Below are 21,315 nucleotides of genomic sequence, written 5' to 3' on the forward strand. Positions count from 1 at the left end.
ACATGAACTTTCAATGAATTCCATGAAATCTATCGTAAAATAAGGGCGAAGGCTTTTAGCCGCCGCTCGGCCCCTTGCTCGGACGCGCATCGCGCGCCGCCGCAAGTCCTCTGACGGCGTCTCTTTGTCCCGTCGAAGCCGGTCCTTCGAACACTTGAACTGCCTCACCATAGCGTTTCAAATTGAGGTAGGCATAACCCCTGATGACCATCAGATCGCTACGCTCGGTTGCGAAACGCGCCCTTTGATCAAGCAGGATCAGCGCTTTTTCATATTGTTTGTTCTGGTAGGCCGCCAAAGCGCGGTCGGTCAAAATCGCGATCTGGAGCTCAGTCGCCTTGGTTCTGTCCATCCCAGCCTTCGTCGCCGATATTGCCGCATTATCGGTCAGCCCCATGCGAAGATAGGCGAGGCTTTGGCCATAGGCCGCATCGCTTCTGACAGACTCCTGACCACCTTTGAGCGCAGACCCGAATGCCTTGAGCGCTTCGGCGGGCCTGTTGGCCTCCATCAGGCACCAGCCTTCTTGTAGGGCCTGCTGAGGTGGGAGACTATCTGGATTGAAACTTGGCGCGCATCTGCTGGTCTTGCGCGATGGTTGGCTCTGGCCAGCAATACGAGCCTGCCTAGGAGTAACTGTGTTCGCATACTGTGTGTAAGCAACGTCGGTTGGCCGAACCGCAACGGCCTGAGCCGATCCAGCGCTTGCCTGCGGTTGCCGCGCTACGCGTTCCGCACTCTGGGGTTCCTGCCTGCCGATGTTCACAATGCGCTGTGACTGCGCACCCCATTGTTGCTGAAGCTTGCGCACTTCCGCAACATTGTTCAAGTCCTGATAGGTCAATGCCAGCCCATAGGCCGAGGCCTCATCATCTGCTTTCCAGCCCAAAGCCGTGCCGAACCATTGCAAAGCCAATTGCGGCTGCTGAAACGCTCTGGAGTACCAGCCGAATTCCTGTGCCGTCGCTGCGTCTTTCTGCGATACGGCCTCTTCTGCAATACGCTTCAGAACCTCTGGCTCCAGAGCGACAGGTGGATCAAGCGCCAGAAGATTGGCAGCCGACGCCAGATAGGTTTTGCGGGAGTCATCGGACGAAGCGCGCCATTTGTACATGACGGCTTCTGCCTCTTGCGGGGCATCCCTGGCAATCAATGCAAGAGCAAGGCCCTGAGACGCAGGTGCGGAATCATCTGCTGCTCTGGCCTGGCGGAACCATTTCTCAGCATCTTCCATCTTATCGCGACGCAGATTGTACCAGCCGAGCAGCAGAGCATCACTTGCCAGTTTATTGCTTTCTGCAAGGCGCTCCAACCGCATCAGGTAGGTTGGGGGAACGGCGACATTCTTATCTTCGCCCGCATTTGCAACAAGCTGGCGGGCCAGATCGTCCCGTATGGGCTCGAATTCCAGCTGTCCGTCCGCTCCGGGTCTTTCCTTCGAAAGAAGATCGTCCATCATTGCGATTGGCAAAACGGCAGAGGCCTTCTGCACCGTTGCAAGCCTCTCGCCAGCGCCGTCACAATTGGTCAAGATGTAGGTGTAGGCGTCGCGAGCGCGCTCCGGTTTGGCCGTGCGAGCAAATGCGTCTGCCAGACGCCACAGCACATCCACTTCGCTGCAGGTCAACAGGCCGGGATTGGTCGATGCCGTTTCGATCACCGCGTTGTATTGTTTCAGATCGGATGAATTGACCAGCCGTCGGCGCGCCTCGGCAAGATTGACCATATCCAAAAGATTGGAGGGCGGCTGCCAGTTCGCATCTGTCGATTGTCTGTCGGCAATGGCTTTTCTGACCTCAGCATAACGACCGTTGGCATAAAGCTGCCACATGGCGTCCAGTTGCGGATCACGAAGCTCAGGCGCAGCCAGAGGGTCAGCCGGCGGTGTCCAGCCGGGGTAAAGCGCTTTCAAACGCGCAATTTCAGCCTGTAGCCGGGCGGTATCCCCCTGCGTTGCAAAATAACGAAGTGCGCTCTCGTCCACCACCGGAGAAGGTTGAGCCGCGTCCGGCGGGGCGACTTGTGACGATGCGGGCGCAGCACGTTGCATACGCGCCAAAGTCGGCTCCTGTGACCCATCGATAGCTGGAACTGTGACCGGGGGTTCTGCCCTTAGAGTTTCGGTCTGCGCGACGCGAGTTCCCGCAGTTGATGGCACCGGATTGATTCTGACCGGAGACTGATCGAAGGACACACGGTTGCCCAGCCCACCGGGGTTGATCGAGCCCGTCGTGTGAACATTTGACACCCTGCCCAAAAGCTCGTCACGCCATTGGAACGCTGCAACACCACCAACAGCCAATATGGCGGCAGATATGTAGAGCGATTTTCCGTTCATAAGCACTCCTGATGCGCCTGAGTCGCGAATGACAAACCCAAGAGATGCAACGTAGATGGATAATAAAGTGTTGACGTGAAGCGACGGAGGTCATCCGGAATGGGTTTTCTGTCGATTATGCACGCCGTCAATGCAGGAATGATGCGATATCCGGCATCGGAGAGAACATCCTGGGTGCTGCCGGTTCGCAGATCGAACGTCGCCATATTACCGCCGTCGATGACGGTAGCAGCGCGCAATCTCTCAAGAAACTTCGCATCGCCGACGCCAGCACGCGCCAGGTAGAGCGGTATACGGACGGAATTATATCCAAACTCCTGCGGGAAGCCGTCCGCCGGGCGTGGTTTGGTTTTGACAGAAACCCAGTCTGCCGGAAGTTTTTTGGGACCGAACGCGTAGGACGATATCTGGGCAAGCCCATCGCGCGTCAACGCACCCCAAAGCGGCGATGGCGCAAGCTCGTTCAAGACGGGAAACGCCTCGAAAATGAAATAGGATGGGTTGACGACCGGGCCATCCGGGCGATCTTTTTCACCAAAACCCACCGTACCAGGTAGCAAAAGGGTGCGCCCTGCCCGCACCACCACAGCCTTTTCTATCACGGTCTTTGCAATAGACCTTGCTGCGTCGGCATAATCCGGCTTGCTCCACTGCTTTGCAGCGAGCGCCAGAGCGTAAGCGATCAGAATATCCCCATCCGTCGCATTGTTGATGTCGGAAATATGTGGATTTGCCTGCGGATCCCACTTCCACGCGGCCAGACCATCATCGCGAACCAGAAGCTCCGTTCTGGTGAACGACCAGATCAGCTCAAAATCTGCGGGACTATCGGCGAGAACGGCCAGCCACATGCCGTAGCCCTGGCCCTCACTGTGGCTGATATTGTTGTTTCCCGTATCGATTATGCGACCGGTGGGGTCCAGAAACGCTGTTTTGTAGGTGCTCCAGTCGGTTTGCGTAATCGAGGCTGCCATTGCACTGATCGGAACAAGCATGGCTGTCAGCATCACCAGAAGTTTGAGTGACAAATCGAAGAGACGTCTCATTTGTCACGCCCCATTCCACGCAGCATAAGGAAGGTGACGCATCCCAGCAGCGTTAGAAAACCAATGAAAACGAGCGAATAGGATAGTGTATTGGTGGACAGCCAGTTCGCCGCAATCAGCCGCCAGTTGGAGAAGCTGAACGGGCGCGTGACGATGAAGGCGGGTTGTTCGGCGGCAATGGTTTCTACCTTGTCAGAGGTCGCATCATAGGTGGCGACACGCCCGGCCAGAGCCGACCAGCGCTTTTGCTCGACAATGGCAGCCATTCCGGTTCGCAAATCCTCAGATGTGGGCGCTGTGGCCATGGTCCACACGCCTTCCCCGCCCGGGCTCATACCCTGCGCCAGCATGAAAGTGACGTTCCCCGGCGGCGTGTAGACTTGCTCGGCCCCGGGAAGGAACCGGAGGGTATCGGAACTGATATCGAAATTGCGCTTCAGCCATTCCTCGAAGGATGACACCTGTCCCTGCCAGACACCGCCATCGACCCGCTGACGCCAGTCATCGAACAGTTGATCGGTCTGCGCAGGCTGTACGGCATTTTCGCTTTCTTTCCACGCCACCTGACTGGCGGATGCGAGATCGAGCTGGGTGACCAGCCCTTGCGGCATCTGCGCGAGTGTGCCGAAGAAAAGCGCGTTTCTGTCACCAACCGCTGCTGGCGTCGCGACCAGTTCGACAGGAACGGGATGCCCACCCGCCAGTGCCAATCGGCTCAGCAACGTGGCAGCTGCCGACATGGTATCCACATCGACACGCTCCAGCCAGACGGCAACGGGCTGGCCGCCCTCACGGTAAGGTTGGCCAACGCCATTCATGGCGGCGAGATCAGGAGCGCGGCCGATCATGGCATAGTTCGGGATATGCAGTTCAGAGGTATCGAACAGCGCGAAACGCGGTGTCTGGTTGGCCGGCGCGCCAGGCAGACACGCATTGTCTGCCTCTGTTACCAGCACCGCCTCGATGGCAATTGTGTTCACGCCCGGTACGAAATGCCGCATCGTGACATTGATGGGAAGATGGCGGAATATGCCACCGCCCCGGTTGGATACGGGCACAGTCGAGGCGATGTTGCCATTCACATAGACATCGATATGGCTGCCGGGCAGAATTTCGTTGGAATAGGCTGCATCCAGAAGAAGCGTCGCTTCACCATATGCGGAAGCGTAAAAATCGGCTGGTGCGCCTATAGTAAATTCTGTGCGGAACCGCCTGCCGGAAAATTCGCTGCTCCTGACGCCAAGAGCAGACAAAGGCAGACGACGGTCGGACATCACCAGCGGAGCATCCGGAGTATGCCATGCCTTGGTGGAAAGTGCCGCGCGCGATGTCCCGACGGGACGCTCCACCGACGAGGACAGAGATTCGATGGCAGTCTGCACCGCTTGCGGGGTCGGGCCGCTGACGATCAGCGCCGAAACACCGGGAACGACATTGTTTTCGAACCCTGCATAGGGGCCGGCCAGTGCCTCAGGCGGAACCGACCGGGTAGCGGTAGCAATCTCACGAGATGTTCCAGCGATCACGACCAGCGTGCCAGCCTTTCGCTCCGTCGGAAGCGTCGTGCTGAATGTAACATTCTGGTTTGGCATCTGCGTTCGCAAAGCAATCGCCTGCGCCAACCTGAGAAGCGGCGGCGCAGAGACGGGGTTCGCCAGACCCGGAGCCACGATCTCGATGGACGTCAAACCGGCGGGATCAGCACCCGTCGCTTGGATGTCGTCAATCGTATCGAACCGGCTGCCCACGTCTGAATTGAATGAAATGTAAGTGCTGGCGGGGCTGACTTCGGTCCAGAGATCGTAGGTGGATTGGATGGTGCAATCCGTTCGGTGGCGTTGTTGCACGCCCAAGGAAACGATATTCGCACCGGCCTGAAGCGCGCCGGGCGGTATCGTCATCGTCACATTGCCTTCGGCATCTGGCGACGACACGCTTTTACGCTCAAGCGGCACGTTGTTGACCGACACTTCGAGATTGGAGCTTTCAGGCGCAACGACAATGGCGTTTTGATATCCGATGTTCAACGATACAGCCGATTTGGCCTGATCCTGCGTCAGGTGAAGCGTCCACTGCCGCTGGTCCGTTTCTCCAGAAAGGCTGAGATCGGAAAACGGCAGGATATATCGACGCCGATCGTCCGGGCTGCCGGCTGCCAAGCGCGTGGGAACCGCCGGAGACGCATTCAGCGGCGCTGATGCGCCGGGCGCGGCGGGGGACACGGGAGCAACACGCGCAGGCGGCTGAATCTGTGGCGGCGGCGGCGCGACAGGTGGCGGGCGTATAGGCTGCGGGGCTACGGCTGGCCGTTCCGGAGACATATCAAACGGTGTGGACTGCGCGAAAGCCGCAGTTGAAACAGACGCCAAAAATGCGGTGAGAAGAAGCGCCTTTCTCATGACTTCGCCGTTTCCAGTTTCGTTTTCCGAGGTGATTCCGGTTTGAACGATCTGAAGAAGTAGTAAAGCCCGCGCTGCGTCTGGAACACGGCAATGGCAAGGAACGTCGCCGTCCCTTTTATAAGGCCGGGATTTTTTCTGCGAACGCGTTGGAATTCGCTCCATTGTTCAGAGTTAGCAAAGATCAGATCCGCTATCAGCCGGTGATCTACCGCTTGTTTCGGTGCAAATGTGCAACCTACCTGAACGAACCCGTCCTGCTTGACGGAGCGGACGATATTGATGCTCATCGTGGTCGGCGCGCCCTCACTATATGGCTTGATGCGGATGGTGGTGGGGGCTCCTTTTTCGACCGGTGCCAGGCCCGGCTCGAAGATATTGATGAGCATTCCGTGCACGGAAACATTTTCCACGGTCGCAGGCATCCAAGTGTCATTATCGCCCACCTGCAACTCGCAACGACGCTTGACAGTGATACGGCGTGACGCAGACTTTTCCCCCCGCTCCGACACTACGCCCAGCGCGCAGCCTGCGAAAATGATATTGAGCAGGTTCCAGCCGCCCACCACAAGCGTCACATCAGCTTTGTAGGGCTCTGCGTAAACACGGTAGATCGCGAAGATCATGGCGACGACCAGCACGGCGAAGATCACGAAAAATGGCCGGCTGATTTCGGAAAGGCGCGCTTCGCTGATGGAATCATCCTTTGCCGTAACCTTGAAGGTAGGCTTGGAAGGATTGAAAATCACCGAAACGACCGCTGGCAGAAGGTGCACGGTCTGCACATATTCGTAAAGTTCGGAAATCCACGGCCATCGGAAACTGCCATAGAGAAAGTTCTGCATCATCAGGTTCACCAGCATGTAGGCTGCGGTGTAAGCCAGAAACTCTCCACCCGACGCGACGAAAATCTGCAGATCGAAGAACAGATAGAACAATGGCGCGAAAAGAAAGATCGTGCGCGGAAAAGGAAACAGCCAGAAGAGTGTCGATGACATGTAGCAAAGGCGTTGCGTGAACGAGAGCCCGCGACGAAACAGTGGCTGGCGGAAGATCAGGATTTGCATCATACCCTGCGCCCAGCGGCTGCGCTGGCCGATGAAGCTGGCGAAGGTGGCAGGTTGAAGTCCGGCAATCAGCGGCTTGTCGACATAGAGGCTGTTCCAGCCGCGTGAATGCAGCGCAAGCGCCGTTTCACAATCCTCGGTGATACTAACGCCGCTGAAACCATCGGTTTCCTTGAGCGCGCTACGGCGCAGAACGGCAGCTGAACCACAGAAAAACGCGCCGTTCCATTTGTCGAGACCGCGCTGAATGATGCCATAGAACATCTCGTTCTCGCTCGGCATCGTCTCGAATGTTCGCAGATTGCGCTCGATCGGATCTGGATTGAGAAAGAAGTGCGGCGTCTGGACGAGGAAAAGTTTTTCGTCCTCCTCGAAATAGCCCACCGTTTCCAAAAGAAAATCGCGCGCCGGCGCATGGTCGGCATCGAAGACGGTGATCAGTTCACCGGTCGAATATTCAAGCCCGTTGTTGAGATTTCCAGCCTTGGCATGCACGTTGCGTTCACGGGTCAGATATTTGACGCCCAGATCAGCGCAGAGTTTCTGCAATTCCTCATGCCGCTTTGCGGCAGCTTGCGCATCGGGAACATTGGTCGCATTGCGTTTTTGAACCGTACTGCCATCGTCCAGCAGCCAAACAGTGAACTTGTCTGCGGGGTAGTCGATGTTCTTTGCTGCCGACAGGGTGTTGGCCAGCAACGTGCTGTCTTCATTGTAGGTGGGCACGAATATGTCGACCGTCGGCACATAGCCGGGAGAACCGGGCCGCGTCTTTCGCGACGGCAACGGCATCGACACGATGACCAGACTGAGTGCCAGCATCACAACACTGTACATTTCAGCGAGATAGAGCAGAAAACCCGGAATGAAATTCTCCGGCTGGTTGATGGGCGGCAAGGTGCTGGTGGTGCGCCAATAGACATAGCGCAGGACGATGGCCGTGCCGAAACCAAGGGCAATCAACCGCCACGCGCCTTTCCCGTTCAGGGATTTGATCGTCGCAAGCAAAACAAGCGAAATCGCCGTTGCGATAAGATGGGTCTGCAAACTGACGGGCAGCGTTATGATGACGAGAACGCAGGCCGAGACCAGCACCCAAACGATAACGGAGATGGCTTTGCTCATGCAAACCCTCGCTTTCAAATCCACCGAAGGCATAATGCCTCCTCACGCGCACGCTAAGCCTCACGGCAATAACGACGTGACGATACTTATTGCTGAAAACTATACAAAAATGGTTAATTGCATGCCTGCGTACCCTGTGCCGAAGATACGCAACTGGGTGAAGGGATGGCGATCCGTTTCGTCTCGCTGCCCGCCGAGGGTCGCGGCAAGTCGGCAGGGCGCGCGCCGCTGGGCGGATTGACCGAAGGAGACGGTATGACGACACGCGATTGTACCGGTGCCACAACGGGCGGCGGCTGTATCGAAGGCTGAGGCGGCTGGACGACTGCTGCGCGAACCGCCGGACGTATGGTCCTAGCGGGTGCAGGTGGAGGTGTTTGCGTGCCCGGCTGCATGGGAACATCGGTTGCTGTTACCGGATACATCGGGTTGCCGGAACGGCCCATGCCTTCGGGTGGCTTCTGCGCCGTGCCATAAGGATTCCAGCTTTCGGCATCATAGCTGCCGGTGATGGTGTAATTATACATGACGGTCAGGAGGTCACGCACCGTCACCCCTGATTGGCAGAGCCTTAACGTCACATTGATGCGGCCGAGATTCTTGAAGCCCTGCCGCATATCCTCTGGGGAGCGAATGTGCTGCCAACCGTAAATACAGGTATCGTCGCCAGCACCTCTGCCGGACGCATAGGAAAACGCGCCATAGGCGTTCTGCAAATATTCGGCGGATGTTGCCAGATGCGCGCCCGGAAATGCCGAGCGGATTTCACGAGAAATGGACGATGCGCGCAGGCTGCTGCTGGACAGCCCATCCTTGCCAGTGTCTTCGGCTCGCTGTGGCCCGTAAAGTTCGACCTTCAGGTAGTTCTGACCCGGCGTTCTGGCGTCAGACCGCAAAATCACCTGCTGTTCGATGGCATTGGAATAGGTACGGCTGATAACGCTGATGACTTCAGGCCCACCAGGCGGTGGAAAAATCAATGCCTCTTCCGGCGGCAGCATTTTAGGCGCACCGGATGGCCTAATGCCTCCAGGATTGTTGCAGCCGGAAAGCACCATCGCAATGCCCGGCAAAAGGACGAGAGCAGTGGTTCTTGCCGTCGTCAAACCCGCAGCATTACCGATGCTTGCAAGGTCGCGAACACAACGAATCAGATTTGAAAAGGCCATTGGCATGAAATACTTGAGGATAACGATTTAGCAATATCATATTTTGCCCATGCCTTCCGCTGTCGTGGCAGCAGAGCCAGCGCAGCCGGTGCAAGAGAGCCATTTTCTTGGAACTTTGCTTAGCCATAGGGATTGAAATGAATGCGGTTTTGACAAACCGGACGTAAAAGCAGACATACAATGGGATGAACATGGCAGATCAACCAATGAGCACAACGAGCCAACTTTCCGACGAAGTGAAGCGATTGCGCCGCTGGCTAGACGAAGACGCCTTACCCATGTGGTGGGAAATCGGTGCCAGCAAACGGGACAACGGCTTCTACGAACGCATAGGTCAGAATGCAAAACCGATGCTGGGAGACAACCGTCGTTCCCGCGTTCAGCCGCGCCAAGCCTATTGTTACGCAGCAGCCGGACAAAGAGGCTGGCAGGGTGACTGGCAAAAGGCCGTTACTCACGGACTGAACTGGTTCGATAAGGTCTACCGTTTGGAAAACGGGCTCTACGGAAATCTCGCCGACTCCTCCGGTAAACTGATCGACCCGACTTTCGATTTCTACAATCAGGCATTCGCGCTTTTCGCTGGAGCCCAGACTGCCATGGTTTTCCCAGAGCGCCGAAATGAGATGCGTGATCGCGCGCTTTCGATTCTCAAGACGCTTCAAGACGACTATGCACATCCGGTCGCAGGCTTCGAGGAAGCCAACCCGCCACGCGAACCTCTTTGCTCCAATCCCCACATGCACTTTTTCGAGGCCATGCTGGCTTGGGAAAAGGTTGATCCCGATGGATCGTGGTATGAATTGACCGATCAGATCGCCCATCTGGCGATGCAGAAGTTCATCGACCCGACGTCCGGCGGACTACGTGAATTCTTCGACCATGACTGGAACCCGATGCCGGGCGACAAAGGCCGCATCATGGAACCCGGCCACCAGTTCGAATGGGCGTGGCTGCTGGCGCGTTGGGGAATTTTGCGCAACGACAACACCGCGATCGCCAAGGCAAAGCGCTTGTTCGAGATCGGCGAAAAATACGGCATCTGCCCGCGCCGCAAGGTTGCGGTCATGAGCCTCTACGATGATTTTACCGTGCACGATCCGCTGGCACGCCTGTGGCCGCAGACGGAATGGCTCAAAGCAGCCGTGCGGCTTGCGTCCGTGACCCACGGCGAAGATCGTTATCGATATCTGACATCCGCGGTTCGTGCCATCGGCGCTTTGCAGCCATTTCTCGACACGCCGGTCGCCGGGCTGTGGTTCGACAAGTGGCCAGACGATGCGCCGATGATCGATGAGCCCGCGCCTGCCAGTACGTTTTATCACATTGTCTGCGCAATATATGAGGCGGAAGACGTGCTGGCGCAAATGCACAGGTAAGAACGTGTCTTTCGCCGCCATCAAAATCTCGATGGCGGCGAAAGGTTCAAGCGGCCCTTAGGCTTCCAGCCAGCGTACCTGCTCGGGCGTCAACTGGATATCAAGCGCAGACAGACTGTCTTCCAACTCCCCAGTCGTACGTGGCCCGATGAGCGGGACAACCGGGAAGGGCTGTGCAATAACATAGGCCAGCGCTATGTGGATCGGGTTGCGACCCAGCTCTTGTGCCAACTGAATCGCTCTGTCGCGCCGTTCGAAGTTGCGATCCGAGTACCAGACGCGAACGATTTCCTCATCATCGCGCTTATCGCGCCCTGCTCTTTCGGTGAAGAAGCCGCGACCCTGACTCGACCATGCAAAATTTGGGATCTGGCGCTCTTTCTGCCATTTTTTCCAACCGTCATCAGAGGCTGCAACGCAGCCTGCCCAGATGGGGTCCAGCATTTCAGCAAGCGAGAAGTTATTGGACAGTGCCGCTGGCGCTGCTTTCCCGTTTTTCTGCGCGTAAGTTGCAGCCTCATCCATGCGCTCGCGAGTCCAGTTGGAGCCACCGAAAATGCCGCGAATACGGCCGCGCTTTACCTCCGCATCCATGGCATCCACGAATTCTCCTACCGGAACATTGGTGTTATCGCGGTGCATGAAATAAACATCGACATAATCGGTTTTCAACCGTTCCAGCGATTGATCCAACTGTTTGGCAATCATGTCCGGATAGCAAAGCGGCGAATGTGCGCCCTTGCCGATAACGACGATCTCTTCACGCGGCACGTTGCGGCTGGTGTGCCAATCCCCGAAAATGCTTTCCGTCTTGCCAGCACCATAGACATAGGCCGTGTCGAACAGATTGCCGCCTGCCTCGTAGAAGGTGTCGAGTGTCAGCGACGCAGAAGCGAAATTCGGGAAAAACTCGAACCCAAGGGCGACGACGGAAGCAGGTTTGGACAGGCCGGGGATGGACCTCTTTGGCACCGCGTTTCCAGCAACGACCTTCTCGCCTGTGATATTCAACACGCGTTTAGCCGCCGTTTCGACGCCATATTCAAGACCGACAGAATGACGCCACTGATCCATGACGCGCAGGTTGCCGAGGCTATCGGCCCAACTCATGCCGGGATAGGCAAACTCGGATTTGCCCGCCCGAATGGCGTCTCCAGCCGCATCGACCTCAAAAGCATAAAGCCAGCCGTCCTCTTGGACCTCAACGGTTTGCTGGTCACTGCCCTTAATGATGTCGATCTTGCCAACGCCACCCTTGTGGCCAGAGGCAAACCAGAAGTCTTCTACTTCGATGCGACCCTCAGAGCCGATGATGCGAAGGACGTTGTCCTGTTGCGCCATAATGGAGCATGAGACTTCCGCAACGATCCCATTTGGAAATTTCAAAACGGCAGACGCCCATTCATCCACTCCCGACTGACCGAGATGCGCGACGCCGGACACCTTTTCCGGTTCCACAAACGGCTCGCCAGAAACCGCCCCAGCGATAAGGCGCGCCATGGAGACCGGATAACCACCGACATCGAGAATACCGCCACCGGCCGCATCATTGGCAAACAGGCGATGTTCCGGCTTGAAGCCACCCGTGTTGAACCCAAAACTCGTGCGAATGATGCGGAGCTGGCCGATTGCACCGGCTTTTACCAGTTCGATGATTTTCGCGGTCTGCGGATGCAGGCGGTACATATAGGCCTCACCGGCAAAAACCCCGGCCTTCTTCGCCTCGTGGAAAACCGCGTCGGCATCATAGGCTGACAGCGCGATGGGCTTTTCCACCAGCACGTGTTTGCCGGCCCGCACTGCCTTGATGGCCCATTCCGCGTGGCCGGTATGCGGGGTTGCAATATAGACCGCATCCACCTCCGGGTCGCTCAGCAGCGCCTCATAACCATGCACGATGCGTGCACCCGGGAATCCATCACCCAGACCGGGCTTGTCCGGGTTGCGGCTGGCAATGGTCACGAGCTTTCCCGTTTTGGAGTGCGCAACGCCATCAGCGAAAGTGCGGGCGATTGTTCCGGGTCCGATGATGCCCCAACGGATGGGTTGAACGTCAGTCATTGTAGATCCTCTTTGGATTGTCTTGAGATTCTATGTCAGCGCAGGCGGGCACCTGCGCTGTCGAAAAGGAAGGTCTTGTTGGCGAAAATCGAAACCGTCAGGCGCTGCTGGTCGACGGAATGACGTGACTCCGGGCGTTCGATGATCAGCGGCGTATCCCCCGCCATCCGCGCATAGACGTAACTCGTATTGCCCAGATGCTCAGCCACATCGATCTCGACGGCGAGATAGGCGTCACCAGTGCCTGCCTCACCAAAATGTTCTGGACGGATACCCAGGGCAACCTCGCTGCCTTCCGCGATGGTTGACGTCAGTGGAAGGACGAGTTGCACGCCGGGATCGTCTGTCAGCCGCACAATGGCACCATCGGCTGTCTGGCCAACAACGTTGCCGGGTAAGAAATTCATCTTGGGCGATCCGACGAAACCAGCAACAAAGCGGTTGGCGGGGTCGTCATAGAGATCGAGCGGAGCGCCGACCTGTTCGATGTGACCCGCTCGCAGCACGACGATCTTGTCGGCAAGCGTCATTGCTTCCGTTTGGTCATGGGTGACGTAAATCATCGTCGTACCCAGCTGTTTGTGCAGTCTCGATATCTCGACCCGCATCTGCACACGCAGTTCTGCATCGAGGTTGGACAGCGGCTCATCAAACAGGAAAACGCGAGGCTGGCGCACGATGGCCCGACCGATGGCGACACGTTGCCGCTGGCCGCCGGAAAGTTGCTTGGGTCGGCGCTGCATCAACTCGTTGATCTGAAGGATGTCGGCTGCACGCTGCACACGCTGCTGCGTATCGGCCTTTGGATTGCCGTTCATCCGCAGACCGAAGGAAAGGTTTTCCTCCACCGTCATGTGCGGATACAGCGCGTAAGACTGAAACACCATGGCGATGCCGCGATCCGTCGGTTCGGCGTCGTTGACCACCTTGCCGCCGATGCTGATATCGCCGCCGGAGATATCCTCCAGCCCGGCGATCATGCGAAGAAGGGTGGACTTGCCGCAGCCGGAGGGGCCGACGAAAACGACGAACTCCCCGTCTGCAATTTCAAGATTTGCACCGTGGATGACCTTTAAGGCACCATAACGTTTGACGACATTTTTAAGCGATAATTCCGCCATGCGGTTCCTCCCGGATTACTTGACGGCACCGGCGGAAATGCCGGCGATGAAATGGCGCTGCAACAGCACGAAAATGACGAGAATTGGGGCGGTCAGAAGCATGGCTCCCGACATGATGCCGCCCCATGAGACTTTGGTGAGGCCGATCAAGGTGCCGAGTGCGACCGGAGCCGTCATCATGCCGGGTTTGGAATTGATCAGCAGCGGCCAGAGATAGTTGTTCCAGGACGCAAGGAAGAGAATGATAGACAATGCGGCCATGGTTGGCCTTGCCAACGGCAAAGCGATGCGCAGGAAGATTTGCCATTCCTTGACACCTTCCACACGCGCGGCATCGAAAAGCTCGGTCGGCATCATGGAGAAGGATTGCCGCATGAAGAGGACGCCGAGGGAGTTGAACAGCGGCGGCACGATGAGCGCGACCCAGCTATTGGCGAGCTTGAACTCACGCGCCACCATGATGAATTGTGGAATGACGACGACGGCATAGGGCAAGGTGATCGTGCCCAGAATGATTGCCACCACCACAGAGCGCCCGGCAAAGCGGTAACGTGCCAAGGCCCAGCCAGCCATGGATGTCAGCATGACTGAGAGCACCGTATAGATGACAGCCACGCCGATGGAAATGAACAAGGCCCGCAGGAAATCGGTGTCGGCCTGAAGGTTGCGAAAGTTTTCAAGAAAATGCGTCGATGGCAACAGCTCGATATCAGGGCTGAAAATGCCGTTGTCAGGCATGGTCGAGAAAACGAACATCATCCAGATGGGAAACAGCCAGATGATGGCAAGTGGCGTCAAAGCAGCATGGAGCGCAATTTTCTGCCACAGGGCGGATTTGGACCTTGATCTCATTTCGCTTCCCTCCCGATCCAAAGATTGAACAGCGAAATGACGACGGCAAGCGCTGCAATTGTGTAAGCGATGGCCGACGCGTAGCCGAAATTCAGCGACGTAAAGCCTTGGCGATAAAGGAAGATGCCGAGCGTCTCGGTCGCACCACCGGGGCCACCCCTGTTGGTGATGAGGAATGGTTCTGTGAACAGTTGCATGGTGCCGATAACCGACAAAACGACACAGAACATGATGATGGGCTTTAGCAGCGGCAGCGTAATATGAAAAAACTGCTGGCGTCTGCTGACATTGTCCAGCCTCGCCGCCTCATAGACATCGCCGGGAATGGATTGGAGACCTGCTAGAATAATGATGGCGTTATAACCTGCCCAGCGCCACGTTACAGCAATGATGATGAGCGCCATGGCCGCCGTGGAATTGTCGAACCAAGCGACGGGCGGCAGTCCCACCGAGGTAATGAGCTTGTTGACGATGCCGAAATCGGTGCTGAACATCAAACGAAACACCGCCGCATAAGCAACTTCCCCGACAACGACGGGCGCAAAGAATGCGAAGCGAAACAGTGGACGAGCCTTCAGAAGGGGTGAGTTCAACAGCACCGCCATAACCGTGGCGAGCGCGATCATGACAGGCACCTGCACGACCAGAATGACGAGTGTGTTCTGAAGCGCGTTATAGAACGCCGGGTCACCGACAAGACGCCCCCAGTTCATGGACGGCGCAAAACGCCAAGGATTGATGCGGGTGTTCTGGAACGACAAAAGAAATGAACTGATGATCGGCCACAGCCAGAAGGTCGCGAAGATCAAAAGATACGGGGCAAGAAACGCATATGCGACCCTGGTGCGCAAAGGCATATCGACCTCACAAAGCCAGAAGGGGATGGGGGCCGGACGCCCTCGATGAGAGCGCCCGGCAACGGTCGGCTTGGGAGACTATTCTGCTATCGGAACCCCTGTTGCAGTTTCGATCTGCTTGGCGGCATCATCCAGCGCTACCTTGGCATCCGGGAATCCACCCGCAAGGTACTTAGTCTGCGTGACGCGGTATATGCCTTCCGCATCGGACTGGAATGCCGTGCCACGGCTCGGCACGATCTTCGGCAAAGTGGCCAGTATGTCCGACCAGACTGCCTGCCCGCCCCAATAGGCTTGCGGTTCTTTCACGAACGGTTCCTTGTCTGCCGTCAGCAGTGATGGAACAAGGCCGAAAGATTTCAGCATGGTGACCTGCCCCTCATTGGTCAAAAGAGCATAGTCGATGAACTTCCATGCCGCTTCCTTGTGCTGCGAAGCGGAACTTATGGCGAGGGAAGAGCCACCCAGATTGGCTGCATGGGGACCATCCGCCGTCAGGCTGGGCATGGTATATACGCCCCATTTCCCGGCGAGATCGGGAGAGCCTGAGCGAACCGTGCCCTCAAACCAGCCGCCATACATTTGCGTTGCGACCTTTCCAGAGGTGTTGGACTGGATTTTCTCATCCCAGATCGCGGCGGTGATAATGCCTGCATCTTTCATCTGCTTTAGCTTTTCGAGCGTAGCAACGCATGCTGGCTGGTTGATGGTTATACTCTGGCCATCGGTCGAAAAGTAACCACATCCCTGCTCATTGGCGATCATGCGAAACCACTCGCTATCGCCGTTGAAATCCGCTTGCGTCATGACGGTGCCGGGGTTGGCTTCCATCACCTTCTTGCCAGCCGCAATGAAATCATCCCAGGTCTTTATAGTCGCCGGATCGACACCAGCCTTTTGGTAGAAATCACGGCGGTAGAACATGGCGACTGGACCGGAATCCCACGGCACCGCATAGGCAACGCCATCCACTTCCAGCTCAGTGCGTTTGAAATCCGGGAAAAGCGCCTGTTTTTCAGGAGTGTAGCCAAGCTTTGTCACATCCGTGAAGCAATCGGGGAACCGGTTCCAGAAAACCTCAGCCTCAAAGTTTTCAACGGTTACGATGTCCGGCAGGCCCTCCCCACCAGCTGCACAAGCCGCAAGCGACTTGTCGTAAACCTGACTGTTACCCAAGTCCTGAACGTCAACCTTGATATCAGGATATTTCTTGTTGAAGCCTTCAAGCGTCGACTTCAAAGCGGATGCTGCAACGTTCCAGCTCCAGATTGTAATGGTGGTGGATTGCGCGGCCGCAGGTGTTGCAGCCAGAAGCGCGAGCGACACCGAAGCACCGATAAATTTAAAACCCATTGAAAACCTCCCTTTTCAATTGCCGTCCTCCAACGACACGGGCAGACTAGCGACACAAGGAAATCTGTCTCGTAAAAAGGGAACATGGATTTGGCGGAAAGTAAGGTGCTTGAAAAGGCGGTGTATCACCCGGGTGCCAGCACCATCGAAGGCTCTCCGACCAAACTCCAGTTTTTTCGCACCCACCCTGCTGTCATGCCCATGCCGCACTGGCACGCGCAGGTGGAGGTAAACTACGTCATTTCCGGCCATGTACATTACCGTATGGGTGACCACGCGCTGAGATTGGAGGCGGGGCAAATGTGCCTGTTCTGGGGTGGGCAGGCCCATCAGATGGACCAGTCATCCGATGATTCATTCTATGCCGGGGCTCATCTTCCACTCGTCCATTTCTTTCGGATGCGGTTGCCAGCTTCGGTGTCGAGCATGTTGATGGGCGGCGCAACCATGCTGACATCGGTGACTGATACCTCGGACGAGGAAAATTTTTCCCGCTGGTTTCGATACGTCAACTCCGGTGATGCGCAGAAGTCAGAAAACGCCGTCGAGGAATTGCTGCTACGGGTGGAACGGATATTTCTGGAACCTTATTCGGTGGTGGCCTCTGTACCTCCTGACAGCCAAGTCAGCGACACCGAAGGCTCCCATTCACTGAGCGTCGTTCGCATGTGCGATTTCATCGCCGCAAATTTTCTGGAAGATATCGATGCGACAGATATCGCCCGCTCGGCCAGCCTGCATCCGAAATATGCCATGAACCTGTTTCGGAAGTCGACAGGCATGACACTGATAAAATATCTGACGCTGTTGCGGCTGTCGCGCGCGCAGGCAATGCTGATCGAGAACAATGACAATATTCTACATGTTGCCCTGGAGAGCGGCTTCGGTTCTGTTAGTGCTTTCAACAAGGCATTCCGTCAGGTGGCGGGAATGTCGCCCTCTGACTTTCGTCGCGACATGCGCATTAGCATCGTTTAATCTATATAAGTAGCTGAATTAAAATAATATTTCTGCACCATGCACATGCCGAAAAAGCCTTCGTCAATCCTTAACAAAATTTAACTATTGCTAGTGCCATAAAGATGGCTATTTTCCTGCTGCGTTGCAACATGAACTCTCCTTATGCGACGTTGTCGCATGAAATGCCGGTGAACCTGATGGACCCCGGTTCTATTGAATGTCCATTCCAGGGAGATTATTATGACAATATCCGTTTCTCATCCCCATTCGAGTGATCAGACACATACGCCATTTGCGCAGAAGATCGCAGCGGCCAGAACCAGCTCGGGTTATACGATCGAGCAACTGGCTATTACCTGCGGATTGACGACGCAGGAAATTGAAGCGCTTGAAAACGGCACGGACAGCAATCCGTCGCACATTCAGCGTGTGGCAGCGGCGCTGCAAATCCCGATTTCCAACATCGTCTGACCCATGCGTCCTCGATAACGAGGACTTTTTTCGCCCGTCGCCCAAGAAAACTGGTTTCTTGATAGGACGGGCGAAACAATAAACGTTTCGGCTTACCCCTTCAAAAAGCTTTCACAATCCACCACATGCAGGGCGCATCATCTCTGACCTGTGGGAACCTCATGACAGAAGCACATCACGCTGACCTGTCCAATCATCATTCATCGCAAAGCGCGTGGCCGTCCCAGCCTTATGAGATATTGAATTGGCTGGTGCTGGAGACCCATGATGAGCGTTTCATCGACAATATTTTCATCGAGCTTTGCCAACGGCTGACTGAGGCGGGCGTTTCCGTTGCCAGAGCATCGTTGAATTTCATGGTCGAGCACCCGCAATGGCGCGGTGCCAGAATTCTGTGGTTGAAGGGCAAACCCGAAGCCGAGTTCGCGACCTATGCCTATGGCACGGAAAACACAGCAGAATATCGCAATAGTCCAATCTACGAAATACATTCAGGAGCCGCCGAACTGCGCTATCGGCTTGATGTTCCGCCGCCAACTTCCCCTGAGCACGCTATCTATACGGATCTTCGTGCTGAAGGCCTGACGGAATATTGCGCTTGGCCGCTGAAGCACACTTTCGGCAAACGCCACGTCGTCACATTCTGCAGCGATCGACCCGGTGGATTTACCGAGGCGGAGATCGAGATGCTTCGAAGCCTCATTCCCGCAATATCCCTGGTTTCAGAAATTCGCCTCAAAAACCGCATAGCCCGCACCCTACTGGAAACCTATGTAGGACCACATGCGAGCCAGGCTATTTTAGATGGAGCGACACGCCGCGGCAGCGGCATGACAGTTGGTGCGGCCATTCTCATCTGCGACCTGCGCGATTTCACCCATATTTCGGACCTTTGGCCCAGAGACGATGTGATCGAACTGTTGAACGGCTACTTTGACGCCATGTCGGAGCCGATTGAAAAATTCGGCGGTGAAATACTGAAATTCATGGGCGATGGCCTGCTGGCAATTTTTCCGTTGAGCAATCCCGATGCCTGCACCAATCTTCTAGCGGCCATCGCAGAAGCGCAAATCCATCTCAAGGCTTTGAACGAGGCCAATATCGAACGCGGGCATGATCCACTCGGTTATGGAATAGGCGTCCATGTCGGCGACGTCATGTACGGCAATATCGGCTCGAAAAGCCGGCTGGACTTCACCGTCATCGGCCCCGCCGTCAACATAGCATCGCGACTGGAAACCTTGACCAAGCAGGTCTTGCGCCCCGTTCTGATGTCCGAGAAGTTCGTAAACATGGCAGGCGGGCCTGAGCATTTCGAAAGCGTCGGTGCGCATGCGCTTAGAGGCCTCGAAAATCCTATCAACGTCTACGCCTTGCGAACATAAGCTTCGGATTTTACACTTGTCGTGTTGCGCCTTAGATAGGCGATAAAAGGGTGATGTGGAAATTCGCGACAAGGACTGATTGCGTTGACTGACCAAATGGAAGCGGCGAATGCTCCCACAAAAAGAATGCTGACATGGGTCCGCAACTCGACGATTTACCGGCTCGAACGGCGGATGATGACCGAGCGGCAGCTGTTCGACGCGATCACACGCAAGGCAAAACAGAAGTTTGAGGATATCACCTCAGAACAAATCGAGGCTTTGGCCAACGCGGCCGTCAAGTTCGCTTATGATATCAAAGCGCTTGACGATGTAGCCTACGCTGAAAGCGCCACGCGGTCTGCTATTCGCAGCGGCAAATCACGACGTGCGATCGCCCAGAAGCTGAGCATAAAAGGTGTCAGCAAGGATATTACCGAGCAGGCACTTGTTGATAAGGACGATCTTTATTCCGCTGTGATCATGGCGCGAAAGCGCCGTTTTGGACCGTTTCGTCGCGACGAGCCTGATGAAAAGCGCATGCAAAAGGAAATCTCTTCCTTCGCGCGCAACGGATACAGTTTCGAGATTGCCAATAAGGTCTATAAAATGAACCTTGAGGACGCAGAAGAGATTCTGGATCAAAACCCGCTATAGATTATTGCGGCGCGGCTACCGTTTTGAGATAGGCAATCAAATCATCGATCTCGCTATCGCTCCAAAGCCCGAAAAAGCGCATGGAGGTGCCGGGCACGGTCTTCTTTGGACTGTACAGAAACGCGTGCAGTTTCTCTTCCGTCCAGATCAGACCTCCGGCACCGGCGTCTGTCATCGCTGCCGAGTATTTGTATTCGGGCACCGTACCGGCGGGTCTTCCTACGACACCCATTAGGTGGGGACCCAAGCGGGTGCGAGGGTGGTCAATGCTATGACAAGCTGAACATTTGCTGAAAGCCCGCTCGCCGCGCGCAGCATCACCTTCCGCCATTGATGGCGAAGCGGATATGATCAGGCACATAGCCGCCAAAATTCTCAACCTCATTGCCATGTACACACCTATACCTCACGCGAAAAGCAAAACGCCCTCCCCGTCATACGACGAAGAGGGCGTGTCATTACATGCGTCAGATTGACCGCAGTGACGATCAGCCGTTGATCGGGTTCAGCGTCACAGATGTACCTGTTGCAGCAAGGTTGAGGCCGACCTGACCGCCTACGCTGATTGTCTGAAGCTGAATGGAACCGGCAGTACCGCCAACCAGCACGTTTGCGCCGACGCCCAGGCCAACCGTGGCTTCAGCTGTCGCGCCCTGATAGAGGCCACCAAGCGAACCCTTGTGGTAACCGGCAGTTGGAGCGAACACTGCCCAGAGTACGCGACCCTGTGTCGTGAAGCCGAGGTCTACGCCCATCTTGCGGATCGCACCGCTGTAGTGATCGGTGCGGCGTGCGCCAACTGTGGACTGGAACGTGCATTCAAGCTCCTTGGAGGAACCGATCACGTAGCCTACGCCACCACCAACATCACATGTCAGGTAACCGATCTTGACGCCGTTGCGGTCGTCCTGATCCTGATAAACTTCGGGAGATCTCGCCAGATCTGCGGCAATTGCACTGGCAGTGCCGCCGAGGCCGAGAGTCATCGCTGCGAAAGTTACGGCAAAAGCTTTTTTCATTTTGTTTTCTCCTGTTAGATTCTTGACCCGCGGCAGCCCTTTGCCCTTTTCGGATTATGAATGGCGCTGCTTTAACG

Annotated in this window: 17 protein-coding genes; 5 read left to right on the forward strand and 12 right to left on the reverse strand. The window is 56.1% G+C overall.

Going from position 1 to position 21,315, the window contains the following annotated elements:
• Positions 1 to 55: 55 nt before the first annotated feature.
• The 5 genes from CPJ18_RS10285 to bcsN form a co-directional block, all read right to left on the reverse strand.
• Positions 56 to 2,338 carry a tetratricopeptide repeat protein gene (locus tag CPJ18_RS10285; protein WP_103658032.1) on the reverse strand — a complete coding sequence of 761 codons (2,283 nt, stop codon included), beginning with the start codon at positions 2,336 to 2,338 and terminating at the stop codon, positions 56 to 58.
• The gene (locus CPJ18_RS10290) at positions 2,335 to 3,384 is read right to left on the reverse strand and encodes a family 8 glycosyl hydrolase (RefSeq protein ID WP_103658034.1); all 1,050 of its coding nucleotides are present in this window, start codon (positions 3,382 to 3,384) and stop codon (positions 2,335 to 2,337) included. Before CPJ18_RS10290 ends, CPJ18_RS10285 begins: the two co-directional genes overlap by 4 nt.
• On the reverse strand, positions 3,381 to 5,783 hold the full coding sequence (locus tag CPJ18_RS10295) for a cellulose biosynthesis cyclic di-GMP-binding regulatory protein BcsB (protein ID WP_103658036.1): 2,403 nt from the start codon (positions 5,781 to 5,783) through the stop codon (positions 3,381 to 3,383). Before CPJ18_RS10295 ends, CPJ18_RS10290 begins: the two co-directional genes overlap by 4 nt.
• Positions 5,780 to 7,975, reverse strand: a complete 2,196-nt coding sequence (gene bcsA / locus CPJ18_RS10300; RefSeq protein WP_103658038.1) for a UDP-forming cellulose synthase catalytic subunit — start codon at positions 7,973 to 7,975, stop codon at positions 5,780 to 5,782. The genes CPJ18_RS10295 and bcsA overlap by 4 nt, the downstream gene beginning before the upstream one ends.
• A gap of 113 nt (positions 7,976 to 8,088) precedes the next feature.
• Entirely contained in the window at positions 8,089 to 8,976 is an 888-nt protein-coding gene (bcsN, locus tag CPJ18_RS10305) for a cellulose biosynthesis protein BcsN (RefSeq protein WP_103658262.1), read from the reverse strand.
• Between the two features lie 374 nt (positions 8,977 to 9,350).
• On the opposite strand from bcsN, the gene CPJ18_RS10310 reads away from it, so the two are divergent.
• Positions 9,351 to 10,523 (forward strand): AGE family epimerase/isomerase, encoded by a 1,173-nt coding sequence (locus tag CPJ18_RS10310; protein WP_188348563.1) that lies wholly within the window; start codon positions 9,351 to 9,353, stop codon positions 10,521 to 10,523.
• A gap of 57 nt (positions 10,524 to 10,580) precedes the next feature.
• On the opposite strand, the gene CPJ18_RS10315 is transcribed toward CPJ18_RS10310, so the two are convergent.
• The 5 genes from CPJ18_RS10315 to CPJ18_RS10335 form a co-directional block, all read right to left on the reverse strand.
• Positions 10,581 to 12,584 (reverse strand): aldo/keto reductase, encoded by a 2,004-nt coding sequence (locus CPJ18_RS10315; RefSeq protein WP_103658040.1) that lies wholly within the window; start codon positions 12,582 to 12,584, stop codon positions 10,581 to 10,583.
• A gap of 35 nt (positions 12,585 to 12,619) precedes the next feature.
• On the reverse strand, positions 12,620 to 13,705 hold the full coding sequence (locus CPJ18_RS10320; RefSeq protein WP_103658042.1) for an ABC transporter ATP-binding protein: 1,086 nt from the start codon (positions 13,703 to 13,705) through the stop codon (positions 12,620 to 12,622).
• Between the two features lie 15 nt (positions 13,706 to 13,720).
• A complete protein-coding gene (locus CPJ18_RS10325) occupies positions 13,721 to 14,557 on the reverse strand; it encodes a carbohydrate ABC transporter permease (RefSeq protein ID WP_103658044.1) in 837 nt (278 codons plus the stop codon).
• Positions 14,554 to 15,414, reverse strand: a complete 861-nt coding sequence (locus CPJ18_RS10330) for a carbohydrate ABC transporter permease (protein ID WP_103658045.1) — start codon at positions 15,412 to 15,414, stop codon at positions 14,554 to 14,556. The genes CPJ18_RS10325 and CPJ18_RS10330 overlap by 4 nt, the downstream gene beginning before the upstream one ends.
• A 78-nt stretch (positions 15,415 to 15,492) precedes the next feature.
• Complete coding sequence (locus CPJ18_RS10335; RefSeq protein WP_103658047.1) at positions 15,493 to 16,767, reverse strand: ABC transporter substrate-binding protein; 1,275 nt, start codon at positions 16,765 to 16,767, stop codon at positions 15,493 to 15,495.
• 84 nt (positions 16,768 to 16,851) lie between these two features.
• Between CPJ18_RS10335 and CPJ18_RS10340 the strand changes: the two genes are divergently transcribed.
• The 4 genes from CPJ18_RS10340 (at position 16,852) to recX (ending at position 20,219) form a co-directional block, all read left to right on the forward strand.
• A complete protein-coding gene (locus CPJ18_RS10340) occupies positions 16,852 to 17,745 on the forward strand; it encodes a helix-turn-helix domain-containing protein (protein ID WP_167397876.1) in 894 nt (297 codons plus the stop codon).
• Between the two features lie 222 nt (positions 17,746 to 17,967).
• Entirely contained in the window at positions 17,968 to 18,198 is a 231-nt protein-coding gene (locus CPJ18_RS10345; RefSeq protein WP_077103390.1) for a helix-turn-helix domain-containing protein, read from the forward strand.
• Positions 18,199 to 18,359: 161 nt separating this feature from the next.
• Positions 18,360 to 19,583, forward strand: coding sequence for an adenylate/guanylate cyclase domain-containing protein (locus CPJ18_RS10350; protein WP_103658268.1), 1,224 nt, complete (start codon positions 18,360 to 18,362; stop codon positions 19,581 to 19,583).
• Between the two features lie 96 nt (positions 19,584 to 19,679).
• Positions 19,680 to 20,219: a recombination regulator RecX gene (gene recX / locus CPJ18_RS10355; RefSeq protein ID WP_407026466.1), complete on the forward strand. Its 540-nt coding sequence runs from the start codon at positions 19,680 to 19,682 to the stop codon at positions 20,217 to 20,219.
• Position 20,220: 1 nt separating this feature from the next.
• Here recX and CPJ18_RS10360 read toward each other — a convergent pair whose 3' ends face one another.
• The gene (locus tag CPJ18_RS10360) at positions 20,221 to 20,610 is read right to left on the reverse strand and encodes a c-type cytochrome (protein ID WP_421424846.1); all 390 of its coding nucleotides are present in this window, start codon (positions 20,608 to 20,610) and stop codon (positions 20,221 to 20,223) included.
• A gap of 97 nt (positions 20,611 to 20,707) precedes the next feature.
• Positions 20,708 to 21,238, reverse strand: a complete 531-nt coding sequence (locus tag CPJ18_RS10365) for a DUF992 domain-containing protein (protein WP_077103384.1) — start codon at positions 21,236 to 21,238, stop codon at positions 20,708 to 20,710.
• Between the last annotated feature and the right edge of the window lie 77 nt (positions 21,239 to 21,315).

Origin of the sequence: Agrobacterium rosae (genome assembly GCF_002915175.1) — a bacterium.
Lineage (GTDB): Bacteria > Pseudomonadota > Alphaproteobacteria > Rhizobiales > Rhizobiaceae > Agrobacterium > Agrobacterium rosae.